Raw genomic sequence first — 16,757 nt, 5'->3', positions numbered from 1 at the left:
GCCCCCGGCGTACCGGTGAGGAGGCGGGCGGTTCGTGGCTCGGGTGGTCGTGATCGGCGCCGGGGTGGGCGGTCTGGCGGCCGCGGCCCGGTTGGCGGCCCTCGGCCACGAGGTCACCGTCTACGAACGCGCCGACGAGGTCGGCGGCAAACTCGGCCGGTACCGGCGGGAGACCCCGGTCGGGACGTTCCACTTCGACACCGGCCCGAGTCTGCTCACCCTGCCGCAGGTCTTCGCCGACCTGTTCGAGGCGACCGGCGCGAAGCTGGACGAGTACGTCGACCTGACCCCGCTCGACCCGATCGTGCGGCACCACTTCCCGGCGTCCGGGCCGGACACCCCGGCGACCGTCCTCGACTCCTGCGCCGACCCGGACGTCTTCGCGGCCCGGATCGGGGCGGTGTTCGGCGCACCGGCGGCCCGGGACTGGCAGCGGCTGTGGCGTCGGGCCGGACGGGTCTGGGCGGCCTCCTGGCGGGACGTCCTGCGCAGCGCCGTCGACTCGCCGCTGGCACTGACCCGGCTGGCCTGGCGGCTGCCGGAACTCGCCGCCATCGCCCCCGGCCGGACCCTGCGCGGGCTGGGCCGCCGGCACCTGCGGGATCCCCGGCTGCGGATGCTGCTGGACCGGTACGCCACGTACACCGGTGCCGACCCTCGCCGGGCAGCCGCCGCACTGGTCGCGATCCCGTACGCCGAGATGCACTTCGGCGCCTGGTACCCGCGCGGCGGGCTCGGCACGCTGGCCGACGCGCTGCTCTCCCGCTGCCTCGACCTGGGAGTGGTGGTGGCGACCGGTACCACCGTCACCGGCATCGACGCGGCCGGCGGCCGGGTGCAGGCGGTACGTCTCGGCGGCACCCGGGTACCGGCCGACGTGGTGGTGGCCAACGTGGACGCGCTGACCCTCTACCGGGACCTGCTGCCCACCCCGGACCGGCTGGCCCGGCTCGCCGACCGGAGCCTGGCCGGTTTCGTCCTGCTGCTCGGGGTACGCGGCGAGTCGGGGCTGGCCCACCACAACGTCTTCTTCCCCACCGACTACGACGCCGAGTTCGACGCGGTCTTCGGCGATCCGGGGCGGGGGGTGCCGGCCCGGCCGGTCCCCGACCCGACGGTGTTCGTCAGCGTCCCCGCCGACCCGCTGGTCCGGCCCGCCGGGCACGAGGCGTGGTTCGTGCTGGTCAACGCGCCCCGGCACGGCCGCACCCTGGGTGGTGTCGACTGGCGTCGCCCGGGGCTGGCGGACGCCTACGCCGACCACGTCCTCGACGTGCTCGCCGCGCGTGGTGTCGACGTACGGGACCGGCTGGTGTTCCGGGAGGTGCGTACCCCGGCCGACCTCGCCACGACGGCCGGCGCACCGGGCGGGGCGATCCACGGCAGCGCCGGCGGTCTGCTCCGGCCGCCGAACCGGGGGCCCGTCCACGGGTTGTTCCTGGTCGGCGGCTCCACACATCCGGGCGGCGGGCTGCCGATGGTCACCCTCTCCGCCCAGATCGTCGCCGAGCGGATCGGTCGGTGAGGAAGGGACCCTTCCTATCGCATTCGGTAGACGAAGGGCCCCTTCCTCACCACCGGTCGGCGGGTCAGCGCTCGGTGCCGGGCGGCTCGGTCCCGCTCGGCTCCCGGCGGGTCAGCTCCACCTCGGTGGGCTCCAGACGGACCAGTTCCCGGCCGGCCGGGGCCCGGCCGATCGACTCGCGTCGAGCCCCCTCCGCCGCCGTCGAGGTGCCCGGCCCCTGCCCGCCCGGCCCCTCCAGGGGCGTCCCCGGCCCGGCCGGTCCGGCCGCCGGCTGCCGGGCCGCCGGCTGGTTCCCGGTCGGTTCCGTCCGGTCCAGGGAGCGGCGGACCACGGAGAGCAGCTGAACCATCCCGAAGAAGCCGAGCAGCACCCAGATCGCCGTGGCCAGCGTGATCGTGCCGGCCGCCAGCTCCGGCATGACCAGCCGGGCCAGCCCGGCCACCAGCAGGCCGACCACGGCGACGCTGACCCGGCTCGGCCGCTCCCCCACGGTCACCGTGCCGATCTCCTTCATCCCCGCCGAGACGGAGCGGGCCCGGGTGTACTCGTGCAGCCAGGACAGCGCCCCGGCGGCGACCACCAGCCCGCCCGGGGCCCCCAGCAGCCAGAACCCGACCAGCCAGCAGACCTCACCGACCCGGTCCGCCAGCGAGTCGTAGACGTACCCGAGCCGGGTCGTCCGGCCGGTGACCACCGCGACCGCACCGTCGATGCTGTCCGCGACCGAGGCGAGCAGCACAAGAACGGCGGCGAGCACCGGGCCGAGCACACCGGTCGGACTCCGCACGATGGTGACCGGGACACCGACACAGAGCAGTACGCCGACAACCGTCACCGCGGTCGGCGGCACCCGCAGCCGGGCCAGGGCACAGCCCAGCACGTACGACATCCGCAGCCAGCGCCGTACCGAGGTGGTCGCCATCCGGGGATCGAAGCCGCCGTGCAGCCGCGCCCACTTGACGGCGTACTCGTCCCAGGTCAACCGGTTGCCCACCTCTGGCTCAACCGCCGGACGGCGCCCGAGGTCGCGCCCGGCGGGTTGTCGTCCCGCCCGGCGGATCGGCCGGGCCGGCGGCGACCGCCCCGGCGCGCGGCCTCCCGGACCCGGCGGCCGACCTCACGTCCGGGCCCCCACCTGGAGGTTCTGCCAGACCTCCCGGGTCGCCGTCGACCGGTTGAGGGTGATGAAGTGGATGCCCGGCACCCCCTCGTCGAGCAGCCGCCGGCACATCTCGCTGGCCTGCTGGATGCCGAGCCGGTGGACCGCCTCCGGATCGTCCGCGATCCGCTCGAACTGGGCGGCGAGCGCGGGCGGGAACGGCGCCCCGGAGAGCTGCTCGGAGCGTTCGATGGTGCCGATCTGGGTCACCGGCATGACGCCGGGCAGGATCGGGGTGTCACAGCCGGCCGCCGCCACCCGGTCACGCAGCCGGAGATACTCGTCGGCGTCGAAGAACATCTGGGTGATCGCGAAGTCGGCTCCGGCCCGGCACTTGCGGACGAAGTGCTCGGTGTCGGTGTCGATGTCCGGCGAACGGGGGTGCTTGTACGGGAAGGCGGCGACGCCGACGCTGAAGTCGCCGGCCTCGCGGACCAGCCGGACCAGATCCTCGGCGTAGTGCACACCCTCCGGATGCGGGACCCACTCCCCGGTCGGGTCGCCCGGCGGGTCCCCCCGCACCGCGAGGACGTTGCGCACGCCGGCGCCGGCCAGCCGCCCGATCACGTGCCGCAGCTCGGCGACCGAGTGGTTGACCGCGGTCAGGTGCGCCATCGGCAACAGGGTCGTCTCGGTGGCGACCCGTTCCGTCACCGACACGGTGGTGTCCCGGGTCGAACCGCCGGCCCCGTAGGTGATCGAGACGAACGACGGGCGCAGCGACTCCAGCTCACGGATCGCCTGCCAGAGCAGGCGTTCACCCTTCTCGGTCTTCGGCGGGAAGAACTCGAACGAGAAGGTCGGCCCGCAGCCGCGGACCAGATCCCCGATCGACGGTCGCGAGTCGGGGAGTACGGAGGGGAGACCGAGCGCCACGAGGTGACTCTACCGGTTCAGAAGGTCACTCCCGCCCCTTCCCGCACCGTACGGGGCAGGTGTCCGTTTCCGCCCGACGCACCCGGCCACGCCGGAGGCCCGGGGCCCTGCCGCGACCGCAGCCGATCGGGCGATCCACTAGCGTCAGGGCGTGACCGAACCCGCCCACGTCCCACCGGTGGACCGCGCTGGACTACGCCAACGGGTCGACGCCTCCCTGGCCAGGTTCCTCGCCAGGCAGCGCGCCTGGATGGCCGGCGTCGACGACGGACTCGCCGCGGTCGCCGACGCGCTGGAGGCGTTCGTGCTCGGCGGCGGCAAACGGCTCAGGCCGGCGTTCGCCTACTGGGGCTACCGGGGCGCCGGCGGACCGGACTCCGACAACATCGTCAGTGGGCTGTCCGCGCTGGAGTTCGTACAGGCGAGCGCGTTGATCCACGACGACCTGATGGACCGCTCCGACACCCGGCGCGGTGAACCCTCGATCCACCGCCGGTTCGCCGCCCGGCACCAGGCGGCGGGCTGGGCCGGCGACCCGGCCGGTTTCGGCGACTCCAGCGCCATCCTCCTCGGCGACCTCTGCCTGGTCTGGTCCGACGAACTGCTGCACGGCAGCGGCCTCGACCCGGTGGTGGTCGCTCGGGCCCGGCCGGTCTTCGACGAGATGCGCACCGAGGTGACCATCGGGCAGTACCTGGACGTGCTCGCCCAGGCCAGCCGGGACACCTCGGTCGAACGGGCCAGCAAGGTCGCCCGGTACAAGGCCGCGAAGTACACCGTCGAGCGTCCGCTGCTGCTCGGCGCCGCGCTGGCCGACGCACCCGCCGCCGTCCGGGCCGCCTACTCCGGGTACGGGCTGCCGCTCGGCGAGGCGTTCCAGCTCCGCGACGACGTACTGGGGGTGTTCGGCGATCCCGGGCAGACCGGCAAGCCGGCCGGGGACGACCTTCGTGAGGGCAAGCGCACCTATCTCATCGCCGCCGCCTTCGAGGCGACCGACCAGGCCGGACGGGACCTGCTCGGCAGCCGGCTCGGCGACCCCGACCTCGACCCGTCCGGGGTCGACGCCCTCCGCGAGGTGATCACCGGCAGCGGCGCCCTCGACCGGACCGAGCGCCGGATCGCGATGTTGACCGACACCGCGCTCGCCGCGCTGGTCGGCGTCGAACTCGACCCCGAGGCCCGCGAGGTCCTGGTCGACCTGGCCGTGGTGGCCACCCGCCGCAAGGACTGAGGTGTAAGGAAGGGCCCCTTGTTATCGCTTTTTGTTTAGGAAGGGCCCCTTCCTAACACCCCGGTCGGGGCGACCGGTCCCGTGCGACGATCGGAGGCGTGCCTGCCCGGGATCGCCTCACCCGGCTCCGGACGGTCGGGTTCGCCGCCACCAGCGTGATGGCGGCGAGCGCGTACGGGGCGGGAGCGCTGCCGGCGGGCGACGCGGACGCCGCCGTACTGCCGGGTGGCGCGGTTGCCGCACCGGCCAGTTACTGGTGGGGTCTGGCCGGCTGGCTGGTCGGGTTGACCGCCCTCGCCGCCGTCTGGTGGCGCCTCGGCGCCCGGATCACCGCACCGGCACCGGCACCGGCACCGTCCCCGGCACCGGCACCGGGGACGGTACGGCTGCGTGCGCTGCTCGGCACCGGCCTGCTGTGGGCGGTGCCGCTGCTGTTCGCGCCACCGACCGGAAGCCGGGACGCGTACGCGTACGCCTGCCAGGGCGCGCTGTGGCTCGACGGCGTCGACCCGTACACGGTGGGGGTGCTGCCGGGCGGGTGCGTCTGGTCGGACGCGGTGCCCGCGTTGTGGCGGCACACCCCGACCCCGTACGGGCCGCTGGCGGTGGCGGTCTCCGGCGGGGTGGTCGCCCTCGCCCGCCTGGTGACCACGTCCACCGACGCCCAACTGTTGATCGCGGTCGCGCTGCTCCGGGCCGTGGCGCTCGCCGGTGTGCTGCTGGTCGCCGGCTGCCTGCCCCGGCTGGCCCGGGCCTGCGGCGTCGACCCGGTACGGGCGTCGTGGCTCGGGCTGCTCTCGCCGCTGGTCATGATCCATGCGGTGTCCGGGGTGCACAACGACGCGCTGATGGTGGGACTGGTGGTGGCCGCGCTCTGGCTGAGCCTGTCCGGAAGGGGCCCTTCGGCTACCGGCGGCGGGAACAGCAACCGCTTCCTCGTGCTGTGCGGGGCTGGGGCGCTGCTGGGTCTGGCGGTCGCGGTCAAGGTCACGGCGGTGCTGGCGGTGCCGTTCGTGGTTCTGCTCGGCACGGTGCGGACGTCGCCCGCCGACATGCCGCCGGCCAGGACCACGCGGGACAGGGCAACGCCGGGCAGGGCGGCGCCGGCCGGCCCGGTCGTCTCCGCTGGTGGGGCGGTGGCGGCGGGTGGCGCGTGCGCCTTCGCCGGGCTGAGCCTGGTCACCGGACTCGACCTGGGCTGGCTCGGCGCGCTCACCGACACCGGCCGTCTGGTGCAGTGGACGTCGCTGCCGACCGGCCTGGGCATGGCGGCCGGATACCTGCTGCGGCTGGTCGGTCATCCCGAGGCGTTCGACCTCGCGGTACGGGTGGCCCGACTGCTCGGCCTGGTCACGCTGGCCGCGACGGTCGTCGTGCTCCTCGTCCGCGCCTGGTCGGCGACCTCGGCACCGGGTCCGACGGCCCGCCGCCGGGTGGTGGTCGCGACCGGCCTCGCCTTCGCGGCACTCGCGGTGCTGTCGCCGGTGTTCTATCCCTGGTACGCCCTGACCGCCGTCGCCGTGCTCGCGGCGGGTCTGTCGGACCGGTGGCGCGGTCGGGCCGCCGGCCTGGTGCTGCTGGCCAGCTTCCTGGTCCTGCCGGACGGGCTGGGGCTGGCGGTGCTCAGCAAGCTGCCGGGTGCCCTGTTCGACGTGGCGCTCGTCGTGGTCCTCGCCGTCGGGGTGTACAAGGCACGCTCACGGCGGGGCCGGGCCACCTGACGCCGGTGGTCCCGGACCCGCCGGGGACGACGAACCCGCCCCGCGGACCGTCGTCCGGGCCCGGGGGGTCCCCGGTCGGACGCCGGAGCAGGCGGGTCGTGGTGCCACCCGTCAGTCCACGTCGGTGCAGACGTCGTGGGTACTGCCGTGCAGCATGGTGATCGTCTTGTCGTACGTGGGACTGAACTCGACCTTGAACTGTCCGTCCACCAGCCACAGACCGCGCGGCAGGGAGCCGGCGTTCTCCCGGAAGCCGAGCAGCACCGGTCCGGTGACGTACCACGTCATCGAGCCGTCGGTGGCGTACTCGACCAGTGAAGTACCGCTCGCGTCCGCCGTCGACCTGGCCCCGGTCTCCAGGTTCGTCACCTCGTTGATCAACGCGCCGGTGTAGATCTCCCGCCGGGGGGAGCCGTCCGGGTACACCGCCAGCACCAGTTTGCGTACCTCGTCCACGACGGGCTGGACGCGGACCGCGAAGTCACACCGTGCCCCTGCGGGCATCTCGAACGCCTCCTGCGGCGCCGGCACCCAGCCACCCTGCCGGCGTTCCTGGTCGGCCGCGACGGCCGGGGCGGCCGGGAGGACCGGGGCAACCGATCCGGTCGTGACGAGTCCGGCGGCGGCCAGGGAAAGGGCGGCTCGCTTCGTCCAACGCATGTTCACTCCAGAACCTCTCGGTGATCGGGCCGGACCAGGATCACCGTCTCCACTCACCACGTCGTCACCACCACGACGGCGAATCCGCGCCGACCCGGGCCCGCCGGTCCGCCGCAGCGGCCGACGATCACCACCGGCGCACCGTCCGACAACCGGGTACCGGGGCCAGCCAGTCCCAACAGACATGGAATTCCGACTACTCGGGCCCTTCGAGGCGCGCCACGACGGTCAGCCGGTCGAGCTCGGCAGCCGACGCCAGGAACGGTGCGTCCTCGCCCTCCTCCTGCTCGACCTGGGCCACGTGGTGAGCACCGACCGGCTCATCGACCTGCTCTGGGCCGGTCGGCCGCCGGGGTCGGCCCGCAGCGCCGTGCAGACGTACATCGGTCGGCTCCGCGCCTCGCTGACCCCGTACGGCGTCCGGATCACCACCCACGGCGACGGCTACCTGGTGGCGGCGGAAGGGCACCAGGTCGACGTCGAGGAGTTCAACCGGTTGACGTACCGGGCGAGTGACGTCACCGACCCGGCCGAGCGGATCCGCCTGCTCGACCGGGCGCTGGCCCTCTGGCGCGGCCCGCTGCTCGCCGACACCGCCGACGACGCGCTGCGCGAGCGACTGCACGGCCCGCTCGGCGCGCTTCGGCTCACCGCTGTCGAACTGCGCGCCAAGGCCCAGCTGGCGCTGGGGCAGCACGCCCATGTGATCACCGACCTGACCCCGCTGGTCGACCGGGACCCGACCCAGGAGCAGCTCGTCGCCGCCCTGATGACCGCCCTGTACCGGGGCTCCCGGCAGGCCGACGCGTTACGGCTCTACCAGGTGACCCGGCAGGTGCTGGTGGACCAGCTCGGCATCGAGCCGGGCGCGCGACTGCGCGAGGTGCACCGGCGGATCCTCCGCGACGACCACCGACTCGACCGGCCCGGACTGCCCTGCTACGAGGTACGGATCCGGGACGAGAGCCTGCCGTGGAGCGTCGGCGGGCATCCGGCGCTGGAGTTCTGCAACACGTTCGCGGGATGGGGCCACGAGCCACCGCTGCCGGGCTCGGAGTGGTTACGCGGCTATCGCACGCTGGCGGTGTGGACCGGCTACGTGGGGCTGGTCGACGACGTCGCGGTGAACCGGCTGGTCGAACTCGACCGCCGCGATCCGGGGTCCGCCACCGCCGTACTCGACGAGGCCCGCGCGCTGCGTACCCGGTTGTACACCTGCCTGACCGATCCGGAGAACCGGTCCGCGTTCGACGCCGTCGCCCGGGCCGCGGAAGCCGCCGCGAAGGCGCTGGTGTTCCGAGCCGAGGCGAGCGGCCGTGGCCGGTGGTGGCCGGACCTCGCGGCCGGACTGCGAGTGCCGGTCCACGCCGCCGCGTGGAGTGCCGCCGAACTCCTGGCGGACCCGCGACGGCTCACCATCCGGGTCTGCCCCGACAAGCGGTGTGGGTGGCTGTTCCTCGACGAGAGCGGACTACGCCGGTGGTGCAGCACAGCCACCTGCGGCCGGCCGGCCACGGCGGCTCCGTGCCCGAGTTCCTGACCCCTGGCGGCCCGGGCGCCCCGGCATCTCACGGCACTTCCCGACCTGCGGAGCCGGGCCGTGGCGGGTCCGGCGGCGACCCTCCGCCTCCGGTGCCCCGCCGGCGCAGGAAGGGCAGCCACGGCGGGGGCGCGCCCTCGCCCGCCACCGGGCCACGTTGTACGCCGGCCCGGCCCAGCCGGACCCAGACGGTCAGGGTGAGCAGGACCAGGGCGAAGCCGAACAGCAGGTCCTCCACCGGCGCGTACACCAGCCGCCAGCCGATGATCGCGTCCGGGTCGTACCGCACGATGCGCCGGCCGGTCAGGATGCCGTTGGAGACCAACTGGAAGAAGACGATGATCGGGTACGTCGCCCAGAAGACCGGCCGCAGCACCAACCTCGTACGCAGTACGACGAGGTCGACCAGCAGTACGCCGGCCACCCCGAGCAGCACCGCCGCCGTGTAGCTCACCGCGCCCCGCCCCGCGACGGTCCGTCCCGGGACGCCTCGTGGCGCAGGGGCCCGCTCCAGGGAGGCCCGCCCCGCAGCGGCTCGTCCGGAAGCGGCTCAGGCTGGGGAGGCTCGTCCCCGGCCGGCCAGCGTCGTACGGCCCGGACCGCCTCGAACCCAAGGATGGCGCAGACCGGTACGACGACAAAAAAGAGCACCTCGTCCAGCGGCAGGCCGCCGGGCAGCAGAACGCCGGTGATCTGCTCCGGGTCGAACGTCCAGTGTCCGGCGGCGATCGCCGCCAGGTCCCAGAGCACGAAGACCACGACCACCGGCAGCAGGGTGAGCAGCAGACGCCGCCAGCGGCGCAGCACGTTCACCCGCAGCACCGGCTCCAGCCACAGCGCGCAGCCGAGGCAGCCGGCGAGCACCGCCAGATAGCCGAGGTGTCCCATCGGCGCGAGGCCGTCTCAGAACCCCGTCGCCTGGGCCCGCCGTTTGACCTCCCGGGCCCGGTGGTCGCCGAGGGCGTCGGCCGGGGTCCCCGGCAGGGTCTCGTCAGGCAGGTAGAGCCAGCGCAGCGCGGCCTCGTCGCTGTACCCGGCGTCGTGCAGCAGGGTGAGGATGCCGGGCAGGTGCTTGCGTACGGTCTGGTTGGCCACCAGTTCGGCCGGGACGACCCGGACGCCGTCCCGACGGACCGCGAGCAGCTCCCGGTCGCGGATCATCTGGTGCACCTTGCTGATCGACACCTCAAGACGCTCGGCCACGTCCGGGAGGGCCAGCCAACCGGTCGGTTCGGTCGGCTGCGCGTCGGCGGGTACGGATTCGGTCACCCGATCACCTTGCCACGTGGCTGCCGACCGATCCCAGACGGCTCCCGGACCGCCGGCCCGGAGTGTCGGGGCCGGCCGCCCCGGAGGGCCGGAACCAGCTGTCTCGGAGGGCCCGACCGCCTCGCGGGCGGGTCGGGGCCGGCCCTTCGCGGAGTAGCGGACCGGGCTGGCGCGGAGTAGCGGACCGGGCCGTGCCGGAGGGTGGGGCCGGTCGCTGCGGAGGGTCGGAACCAGGTTGTCCGGAGTGTCCCGGAAAGCCAGCCCGAACTGTCCGTAATCGCACCTCCGGATTTCCGTTCGGTGTCGGCTGTGGCATCCTGTTCTGCCGCCACCCTCTGGAGACATAGACTGCCTGCCGATGGACATACAGGTCGCCGACACACTGCTGAACTCGCTCATCGACGGGCGTTACCGCATCCGCGCGCGTGTGGCCCGGGGCGGGATGGCGACCGTGTACACGGCGATCGACGAGCGCCTCGACCGCATCGTGGCAATAAAGATCATTCACCCGAACCAGGCCAACGCGCCGCAGGTGCAGCTCGCCGGCTTCCTCGAACGGTTCACCGACGAGGCCAAGACGATCGCCCGGCTGACCCACCCCAACGTGGTCGCCGTCTACGACCAGGGCACGCACGCCCGCCTGCCGTACCTCGTCATGGAGTACGTGCGCGGGCGGACGCTGCGAGAGATCCTCGCCGAACGCGGCCGGCTCAACCCGAGCGAGGCGCTGGCGATCATGGAGCAGATGCTCGCCGCGATCGCCGCCGCCCACCGCGCCGGCCTGGTCCACCGGGACGTCAAGCCCGAGAACGTACTGGTCGCCGAGGCACCGAGCGGCGGTATGGCGAACCTGGTCGACAGCGTCGTCAAGGTGGCCGACTTCGGGCTGGCCCGGGCGGTCGAGGCGAGTTCCGAGACCGACGGCGCCAACCAGCTGATGGCCACCGTCGCGTACGTGGCACCGGAACTGGTCACCGACGGACGGGCCGATCCGCGCACGGACGTCTACGCCGCCGGGATCGTGCTCTTCGAGATGCTCACCGGCCGGGTCCCGTACGACGGTGACCGTGCCGTCGACGTCGCCTGGCAACACGTCGACCGCGACGTGCCGCGCCCCTCCACGCTGGTTCCCGGCCTGCCGCCGGTCCTCGACGAGCTGGTGGTCCGGGCGACCCGGCGCGACCCGGGCGCCCGGCCGACCGACGCGGGCGCGCTGCAGGCGGAGGTGCAGGTGGTCCGGGACGATCTCGGCACCATGGCCAACGCCAACACGACGATTCTGCGCCAGATCCAGCCGGCGGAGCAGCCGACCATGGCGGTGCAGCAGCCCACCATGGTGGTCGCGGCGGTCCAGCCCACCGAACGGCCGTCCTGGGCCCGGCTGCCGGACCAGCAGCGGGAGCGGCCCGCGCCGCACCGTCGACGGGCCGCGCCGCCGCCCACCGGGCTCGCCGGGCGGTTCGCGGACCTGCGCGACCGGCTGCTGGCCGACCGCGGCGGCCGGATCGCGGTCGGTGCCGCCGCGCTGGCGGTCATCCTGGTCATCGCCGGGGTCGGCTGGTGGTTCGGGGCGGGCCGCTACACCGCCACGCCGAACCTGGTGAACCTGGCCGGCACGGACGCGCAGTCCCGCGCCGACCGGGCCGGTTTCACGGTCGAGTTCACCGAGCCCCGCTACAGCGAGCAGGTCCCCAAGGACGCGGTGCTGGCCCAGGACCCGGGCTCGGACGAACGGATCGTCCGGGGCGGCACCATCACCCTGACCCTCTCGCTCGGCCCGGAACGCTTCCCGGTTCCCGACGTGGTCGGCAAGTCGCTGGAACTGGCCCAGCTCGATCTTGAGGATGCCGGGCTCCGGATGAAACGCGGCCCCGACCGGTACGACGACAACCTGGAGGAAGGCGTCGTGATCTCGGTCAAGCCCGAGGTCGGTGCCGAGGTCAAGGCGGGCGATGAGATCACCGTCACGGTGAGCAAGGGCCGGGCGCCGATCACGGTGCCGGTCCTGATCGGCAAGAACGTCAACGAGGCGCGGACGATCCTGCAGCAACTCGGCCTGCAGATCGTCGTCGAGCCGCAGGACTCCGACAAGCCGAAGGACGAGGTGCTCTCGCAGAGTCCGCAGGACGGGGCCGGTGTCGAGGCGGGTGCCAAGGTCACGGTCAAGGTCAGCAATGGCCCGCCGCTGGTCGCCGTGCCCTCGGTGATGAACTTGCCATGTCCGCAGGCGAGGCAGATCCTGGAGGGGCTGGGGCTCACCGTCGGTGGGCTGCAGATCAACCCGAACGGACCGGTCCGGTCGCAGAACCCCGGTCCGAACACTCCGGTACCACCAGGATCCCAAGTTGCCATCACCTGTTTCTGACCCGACCCCGAACTCTTCTCCCCCGGCTGCCGCCCGGCCGAGCCGGCCCATCGGATCGCACACTCCGACCTCCGGCGGGCTGGCCCGGGCCGCGCTGCCGTACGTCGACGCCGCCGGCTCGGAAGCGGTCCAGGTCTACGTCGGCAACTCGCGTGGCTGGGCGCTGCCGCCCGGCGACCCGGCCCAGGACGCCGCGTTCCTGGCCGGTTGCGCCGAACGGGGCGTTCCGGTCTACATCCACGCGTCGCTCCTGACGAACCTCGGCTCCCCCACCCCGGCCACCGTGGAACGCTCGGTGGCGACGCTGGCACACGCGCTGGCCCGAGGCACCGCGATCGGCGCGACCGGAGTGGTCTTCCACGCCGGCAGCTCGGTCGACGCCGGTCACGCCGACGCGGCCATGCGCCAGGTCCGGGAGGCGTTGCTGCCGCTGCTCGACTCCACCTCCGCCGCAGGTGGCCCGAAACTGCTGGTGGAGCCGAGTGCCGGCGGGGGGCGGTCGCTGGCTTCCCGGGTGGAGCACCTCGGGCCCTACCTCGACGCGGTCGACCGGCATCCGTGGCTCGGCGTCTGTTTCGACACCTGCCACGCCTGGGCCGCCGGCCATGACCTGGCCCGCGAGGGCGGCATGACCGAAGCCCTGGACGCCCTGGTCACCGCGGTCGGCGCGGAGCGGCTGTGGCTGCTGCACGCCAACGACTCGCGGGATCCGTGCGGCTCGACCCGGGACCGGCACGAGACGATCGGCAAGGGCGCGATCGGGGAGGCCCCGTTCGCCGAACTGCTGGCTCATCCGGCGACCGCGGGTGTGCCGGTGATCGTCGAAACGCCGACCGAGCAGCATTTCGGGCACGCCGACGACATCAGCACGCTCAAACGACTCCGCCCCTGACCCGGCCCCTGAGCTCGGGCAGGTAGGCCAGGGGCGCCGGGACCGCGCGGCAGACTTCGGCCCGCTGCGGGCGTCGGACACCCGGCACCGGACGCCGGGCGGGATGACCCGGGCCACGTCCGACCGGCGCCCAGGGTGAACGGAGCGTGGTCGGGGCGTACCGTGGCCGCGATGCGACGCCTCCGACCACTGCCCGCCATCCGGCGCCGATGGTCGTACTGTGCCCTGCTCACGCTGCTCTTGCCCGGACTGGCGCTGGCGGGTTGCGGGGCCGGGTCGGGCACCGGGCGGGACGGAACGGTCTCCGCCGGGTCACCGGCCTCCCCCGGCCCCGGGCGCAACGGCACGACCGCCACCACGCTCGAACCCGCCTTCGTGTCCGAGATCACCCCCGTCACCGCCGCCGACCTCGGTCAGAGCTGGCGGCCCGGCTGCCCGGTCGGGCCGGACCAGCTTCGACGCGTACGGCTCAGCTACCGGGATTTCGACGACCAGCCGCAGGTCGGCACGATCGTCGTACACGAGTCGGTCGTCGCCGACGTGATCACGATCTTCCGTACCCTGTACCGGGCGCACTTCCCGATCCGCCGGATCCAGCCCGTCGACACGTACGGCGGTAGTGACGACAGGTCGATGGCCGACGACAACACCTCCGGCTTCAACTGCCGTCAGGCGGTCTCGACCGGCCCGGCCAAGTGGTCGGTGCACGCGTACGGGGCGGCGATCGACGTCAACCCGGTGGAGAACCCGTACCTGATCGACGGCCGGGTGCTGCCACCGGCCGGTACGGCGTACACCGATCGCGCCGACGACCGGCCCGGGATGGCGGTCCCGGGCGGCACGCTGGTCGAGGCGTTCGCGGCGGTCGGATGGCACTGGGGCGGCGAGTTCCGCTCACCCGACCACCAGCACTTCAGTCAGCACGGCGGCTGACCGGCCACCGCCCCGGCACGCCTCGACCGGTCAGCCCCGGAAGATCTCGGTGAGCACCTCGACCGCCCGCTCCACCCCGGCGTCGTCCAGGTCGTGATGGGTGACCAGCCGTCCGGTACGCGGACCGAGGACCGAGACGAGAACACCCCGGGCCCGGGCGGCCGCGCCCAGCGCGGGGGCGTCGAATCCGCACTTGGTGAGGTCGAGCGGCACGATGTTGGTCGTCACCGGACCGGCCAGCACCCCGAACGGGGCGAGCGCCTCGGCGAGCCGGGCCGCCCGGACGTGGTCCTCGGCGAGCCGGTCGATGTGGTGCCGGAGGGCGTACCGGCCGGCGGCGGCGAGCACACCGACCTGGCGCATGCCGCCGCCCATCCGCTTGCGGACCACCCGGGCCCGCGCGATCTTCTCCGCGCTGCCCAGCACCAGCGAGCCGACCGGGGCGCCGAGCCCCTTGGACAGGCAGACCGACATGGTGTCGAAAAGTTCGCCGTAGCTGGCCAGCGGCACCCCGTCGGCGACGTGCGCGTGCCAGATCCGGGCGCCGTCGCAGTGCAGGCCGAGGCCGGCCTCGTCGGCGACCCGGCGCAGTTCGCGGAGGGTGGCGAGCGGGATCACACCGCCGCCGCCCCGGTTGTGGGTCTGTTCGACCGCGATCGCCCGGGTCGGCACCGCGTGGTAACCGTCCGGCCGGATCATCGACGCGACCAGGTCCGGGTCGATGTCGGCGCCGACGGCGGGCCAGGTCCGCGAGGAGATACCGCCGTACGCGGCGGCGGCCCCGACCTCGTACGTCACCACGTGCGCGTCGGCGTCGACGAGCAGTTCACTGCCGGGTGGCACGAGCAGTTGCAGGGCGATCTGGTTGGCCATCGAACCGGTCGGGGCGAAGAGTGCCGCCTCGTGTCCGAAGAGCGCCGCGACCTCGGCCTCGAGCGCGTTGACGGTCGGGTCCTCGCCGTACACGTCGTCGCCGACCTCGGCCTCGGCCATCGCCGCCCGCATCCCGGCGGTGGGCCGGGTGACGGTGTCGGACCGCAGGTCGACCGGAGGGACAGCGTCTTGGTCAGCCACGAAGCATCTCCGCTACCAGGAAGGCCAGTTCAAGTGATTGCTGGGTGTTGAGTCGGGGGTCGCAGGCGGTCTCGTAGCGGTCCGGCAGGTGGATGTCCTCGATCGCCTGGGCACCGCCGAGGCACTCGGTGACATCCTCGCCGGTCAACTCGACGTGCAGGCCGCCGGGGTGGGTGTCCAGGCCCCGGTGCACCTCGAAGTAGCCGAGCACCTCGTCGACGATCCGGTCGAAATGCCGGGTCTTGTAGCCGTTCGACGACTCGTGGGTGTTGCCGTGCATCGGGTCGCACTGCCAGACGACCTTGGCGCCGGAGGCGGTGACCTTCGACACGATCGGCGGCAGTACGTCGCGGACCAGCTTGTTGCCCATCCGACTGATCAGGGTGAGCCGGCCGGGGACGTTGTCCGGGTTGAGCTTCTCGCAGAGCTCGATCGCCTCGTCCGGGGTGGTGGTGGGCCCGAGCTTGACCCCGATGGGGTTGGCGATCCGGGAGATGAAGTCGATGTGCGCGCCGTCGAGCTGCCGGGTCCGCTCGCCGATCCAGAGGAAGTGCCCGGAGAGTCCGTACGCCCGGCTGTCGGAGACCCGGGTCAGCGCGCGGTCGTACTCCAGGGCGAGCGCCTCGTGCGAGCAGTAGAGGGTGACGGTGCGCAGTGCCTCCTCGTCGGTCATCCCGCAGGCCCTGATGAACGCGAGAGCCCGGTCGATCTCCCGGGCGATCGCCTCGTAGCGCTCACCCGCCGGGGAGTTGCGGACGAAGTCCTTGTTCCAGTCGTGCACCGCGTGCAGGTCGGCCAGGCCACCGGCGAGGTACGCCCGGAGCATGTTCATCGCGGCGGCCGAGTTGGCGTACGCCCGGATCATCCGCTGCGGGTCGGCGACCCGGGCCTCGGCCACCGGATCGAGCGAATTGATCATGTCGCCCCGGTACGCCGGCAGCCCGCGCGCGTCGGTCGGCAGGGAGCGCGGCTTGGTGTACTGCCCGGCGACCCGGGCCACCTTGACCACCGGCAACGACGCCCCGTACGTCAGCACCACCGCCATCTGCAGCAGCGTGCGGGCGTTGGCCAGCAGGTGGCTCTCGGTGTTGTCGACGAAGGTCTCGGCGCAGTCGCCACCCTGCAGCAGGAACGCCCGACCCTCGCATACCAGGGCCAGCCGCCGCCGGAGCTGGTCGACCTCGTAGGGTGCGACGACCGACGGAACGTTCTGCAGGACCTTGCTGACCTCGTCGACCACGGCCGGGTCGGGCCAGGGTGGCGTCTGAGCTCGCGGGAGGTCACGCCACCGGTCCAACCCGAGGGCCGCGTCCTCGGCCGAGTCGACGGTGGGACGACTGGTCTGCAGCGCGGTACTTCCCACCGCGGGGTAGCTCAGTTGATGCCACTCTTGGCGCATGCGGCAAGCGTACGGCGAGCCGACGTCGGCAACCGCCCGAGGTCGGCCCGGTCCGCTTCGTGGGAGTTCCACCGTCCGTGACGAACCCGACAGCCCGCCCGTACGAACTC

14 protein-coding genes and 1 pseudogene are annotated in these 16,757 nt (G+C 73.2%); 7 read left to right on the top strand and 8 right to left on the bottom strand.

All coding sequences use genetic code 11. The features are described from left to right. Window positions 1–34 precede the first annotated feature (34 nt). Window positions 35–1,525, top strand: a complete 1,491-nt coding sequence (locus tag V1633_RS19135) for a phytoene desaturase family protein (RefSeq protein ID WP_331215715.1) — start codon at window positions 35–37, stop codon at window positions 1,523–1,525. Between the two features lie 313 nt (window positions 1,526–1,838). Here V1633_RS19135 and V1633_RS19130 read toward each other — a convergent pair. Then, a pseudogene (locus V1633_RS19130) lies at window positions 1,839–2,519 on the bottom strand (CDP-alcohol phosphatidyltransferase family protein); the annotation flags it as partial. A 123-nt stretch (window positions 2,520–2,642) separates the two neighbouring features. Then, complete coding sequence (metF, locus tag V1633_RS19125; protein WP_331215714.1) at window positions 2,643–3,560, bottom strand: methylenetetrahydrofolate reductase [NAD(P)H]; 918 nt, start codon at window positions 3,558–3,560, stop codon at window positions 2,643–2,645. Window positions 3,561–3,711: 151 nt separating this feature from the next. On the opposite strand from metF, the gene V1633_RS19120 reads away from it, so the two are divergent. Both V1633_RS19120 and mptB read left to right on the top strand, forming a co-directional pair. Next, window positions 3,712–4,794 (top strand): polyprenyl synthetase family protein, encoded by a 1,083-nt coding sequence (locus V1633_RS19120; RefSeq protein ID WP_331215713.1) that lies wholly within the window; start codon window positions 3,712–3,714, stop codon window positions 4,792–4,794. A 98-nt stretch (window positions 4,795–4,892) separates the two neighbouring features. Next, window positions 4,893–6,515 (top strand): polyprenol phosphomannose-dependent alpha 1,6 mannosyltransferase MptB, encoded by a 1,623-nt coding sequence (gene mptB / locus V1633_RS19115; protein ID WP_331215712.1) that lies wholly within the window; start codon window positions 4,893–4,895, stop codon window positions 6,513–6,515. A gap of 111 nt (window positions 6,516–6,626) precedes the next feature. Here mptB and V1633_RS19110 read toward each other — a convergent pair whose 3' ends face one another. Beyond that, on the bottom strand, window positions 6,627–7,175 hold the full coding sequence (locus tag V1633_RS19110; protein ID WP_331215711.1) for a hypothetical protein: 549 nt from the start codon (window positions 7,173–7,175) through the stop codon (window positions 6,627–6,629). 184 nt (window positions 7,176–7,359) lie between these two features. Between V1633_RS19110 and V1633_RS19105 the strand changes: the two genes are divergently transcribed. Then, on the top strand, window positions 7,360–8,715 hold the full coding sequence (locus V1633_RS19105) for a BTAD domain-containing putative transcriptional regulator (protein WP_331215710.1): 1,356 nt from the start codon (window positions 7,360–7,362) through the stop codon (window positions 8,713–8,715). A 28-nt stretch (window positions 8,716–8,743) separates the two neighbouring features. Here the strand turns inward: V1633_RS19105 and V1633_RS19100 are convergent, their stop codons facing one another. Genes V1633_RS19100 through V1633_RS19090 form a run of 3 tightly spaced genes read right to left on the bottom strand, consistent with a single transcriptional unit; the run spans window position 8,744 to window position 9,984 of the window. Then, window positions 8,744–9,169 carry a lycopene cyclase domain-containing protein gene (locus V1633_RS19100; protein WP_331215709.1) on the bottom strand — a complete coding sequence of 142 codons (426 nt, stop codon included), beginning with the start codon at window positions 9,167–9,169 and terminating at the stop codon, window positions 8,744–8,746. Next, window positions 9,166–9,603, bottom strand: a complete 438-nt coding sequence (locus V1633_RS19095) for a lycopene cyclase domain-containing protein (RefSeq protein WP_331215708.1) — start codon at window positions 9,601–9,603, stop codon at window positions 9,166–9,168. The genes V1633_RS19100 and V1633_RS19095 overlap by 4 nt, the downstream gene beginning before the upstream one ends. 15 nt (window positions 9,604–9,618) lie before the next feature. Continuing rightward, window positions 9,619–9,984 (bottom strand): Rv2175c family DNA-binding protein, encoded by a 366-nt coding sequence (locus tag V1633_RS19090; RefSeq protein WP_331215707.1) that lies wholly within the window; start codon window positions 9,982–9,984, stop codon window positions 9,619–9,621. 358 nt (window positions 9,985–10,342) lie between these two features. Between V1633_RS19090 and pknB the strand changes: the two genes are divergently transcribed. The 3 genes from pknB (at window position 10,343) to V1633_RS19075 (ending at window position 14,174) form a co-directional block, all read left to right on the top strand. After that, a complete protein-coding gene (gene pknB / locus V1633_RS19085) occupies window positions 10,343–12,349 on the top strand; it encodes a Stk1 family PASTA domain-containing Ser/Thr kinase (RefSeq protein ID WP_331215706.1) in 2,007 nt (668 codons plus the stop codon). Window positions 12,350–12,398: 49 nt separating this feature from the next. Beyond that, a complete protein-coding gene (locus V1633_RS19080; protein ID WP_331215910.1) occupies window positions 12,399–13,241 on the top strand; it encodes a deoxyribonuclease IV in 843 nt (280 codons plus the stop codon). A 171-nt stretch (window positions 13,242–13,412) separates the two neighbouring features. Continuing rightward, window positions 13,413–14,174 (top strand): M15 family metallopeptidase, encoded by a 762-nt coding sequence (locus V1633_RS19075; protein ID WP_331215705.1) that lies wholly within the window; start codon window positions 13,413–13,415, stop codon window positions 14,172–14,174. A 30-nt stretch (window positions 14,175–14,204) separates the two neighbouring features. Here V1633_RS19075 and V1633_RS19070 read toward each other — a convergent pair whose 3' ends face one another. After that, window positions 14,205–15,248, bottom strand: coding sequence for a threonine aldolase family protein (locus tag V1633_RS19070; RefSeq protein WP_331215704.1), 1,044 nt, complete (start codon window positions 15,246–15,248; stop codon window positions 14,205–14,207). Beyond that, a complete protein-coding gene (locus V1633_RS19065) occupies window positions 15,241–16,647 on the bottom strand; it encodes a class II 3-deoxy-7-phosphoheptulonate synthase (RefSeq protein ID WP_331215703.1) in 1,407 nt (468 codons plus the stop codon). Before V1633_RS19065 ends, V1633_RS19070 begins: the two co-directional genes overlap by 8 nt. Between the last annotated feature and the right edge of the window lie 110 nt (window positions 16,648–16,757).

The organism is Plantactinospora sonchi, assembly GCF_036422035.1.
GTDB classification, from domain to species: Bacteria; Actinomycetota; Actinomycetes; order Mycobacteriales; family Micromonosporaceae; genus Plantactinospora; species Plantactinospora sonchi.
The sequence above is the reverse complement of the archived record's forward strand: the minus strand, read 5'-3'. Positions and strand labels throughout refer to the sequence as shown.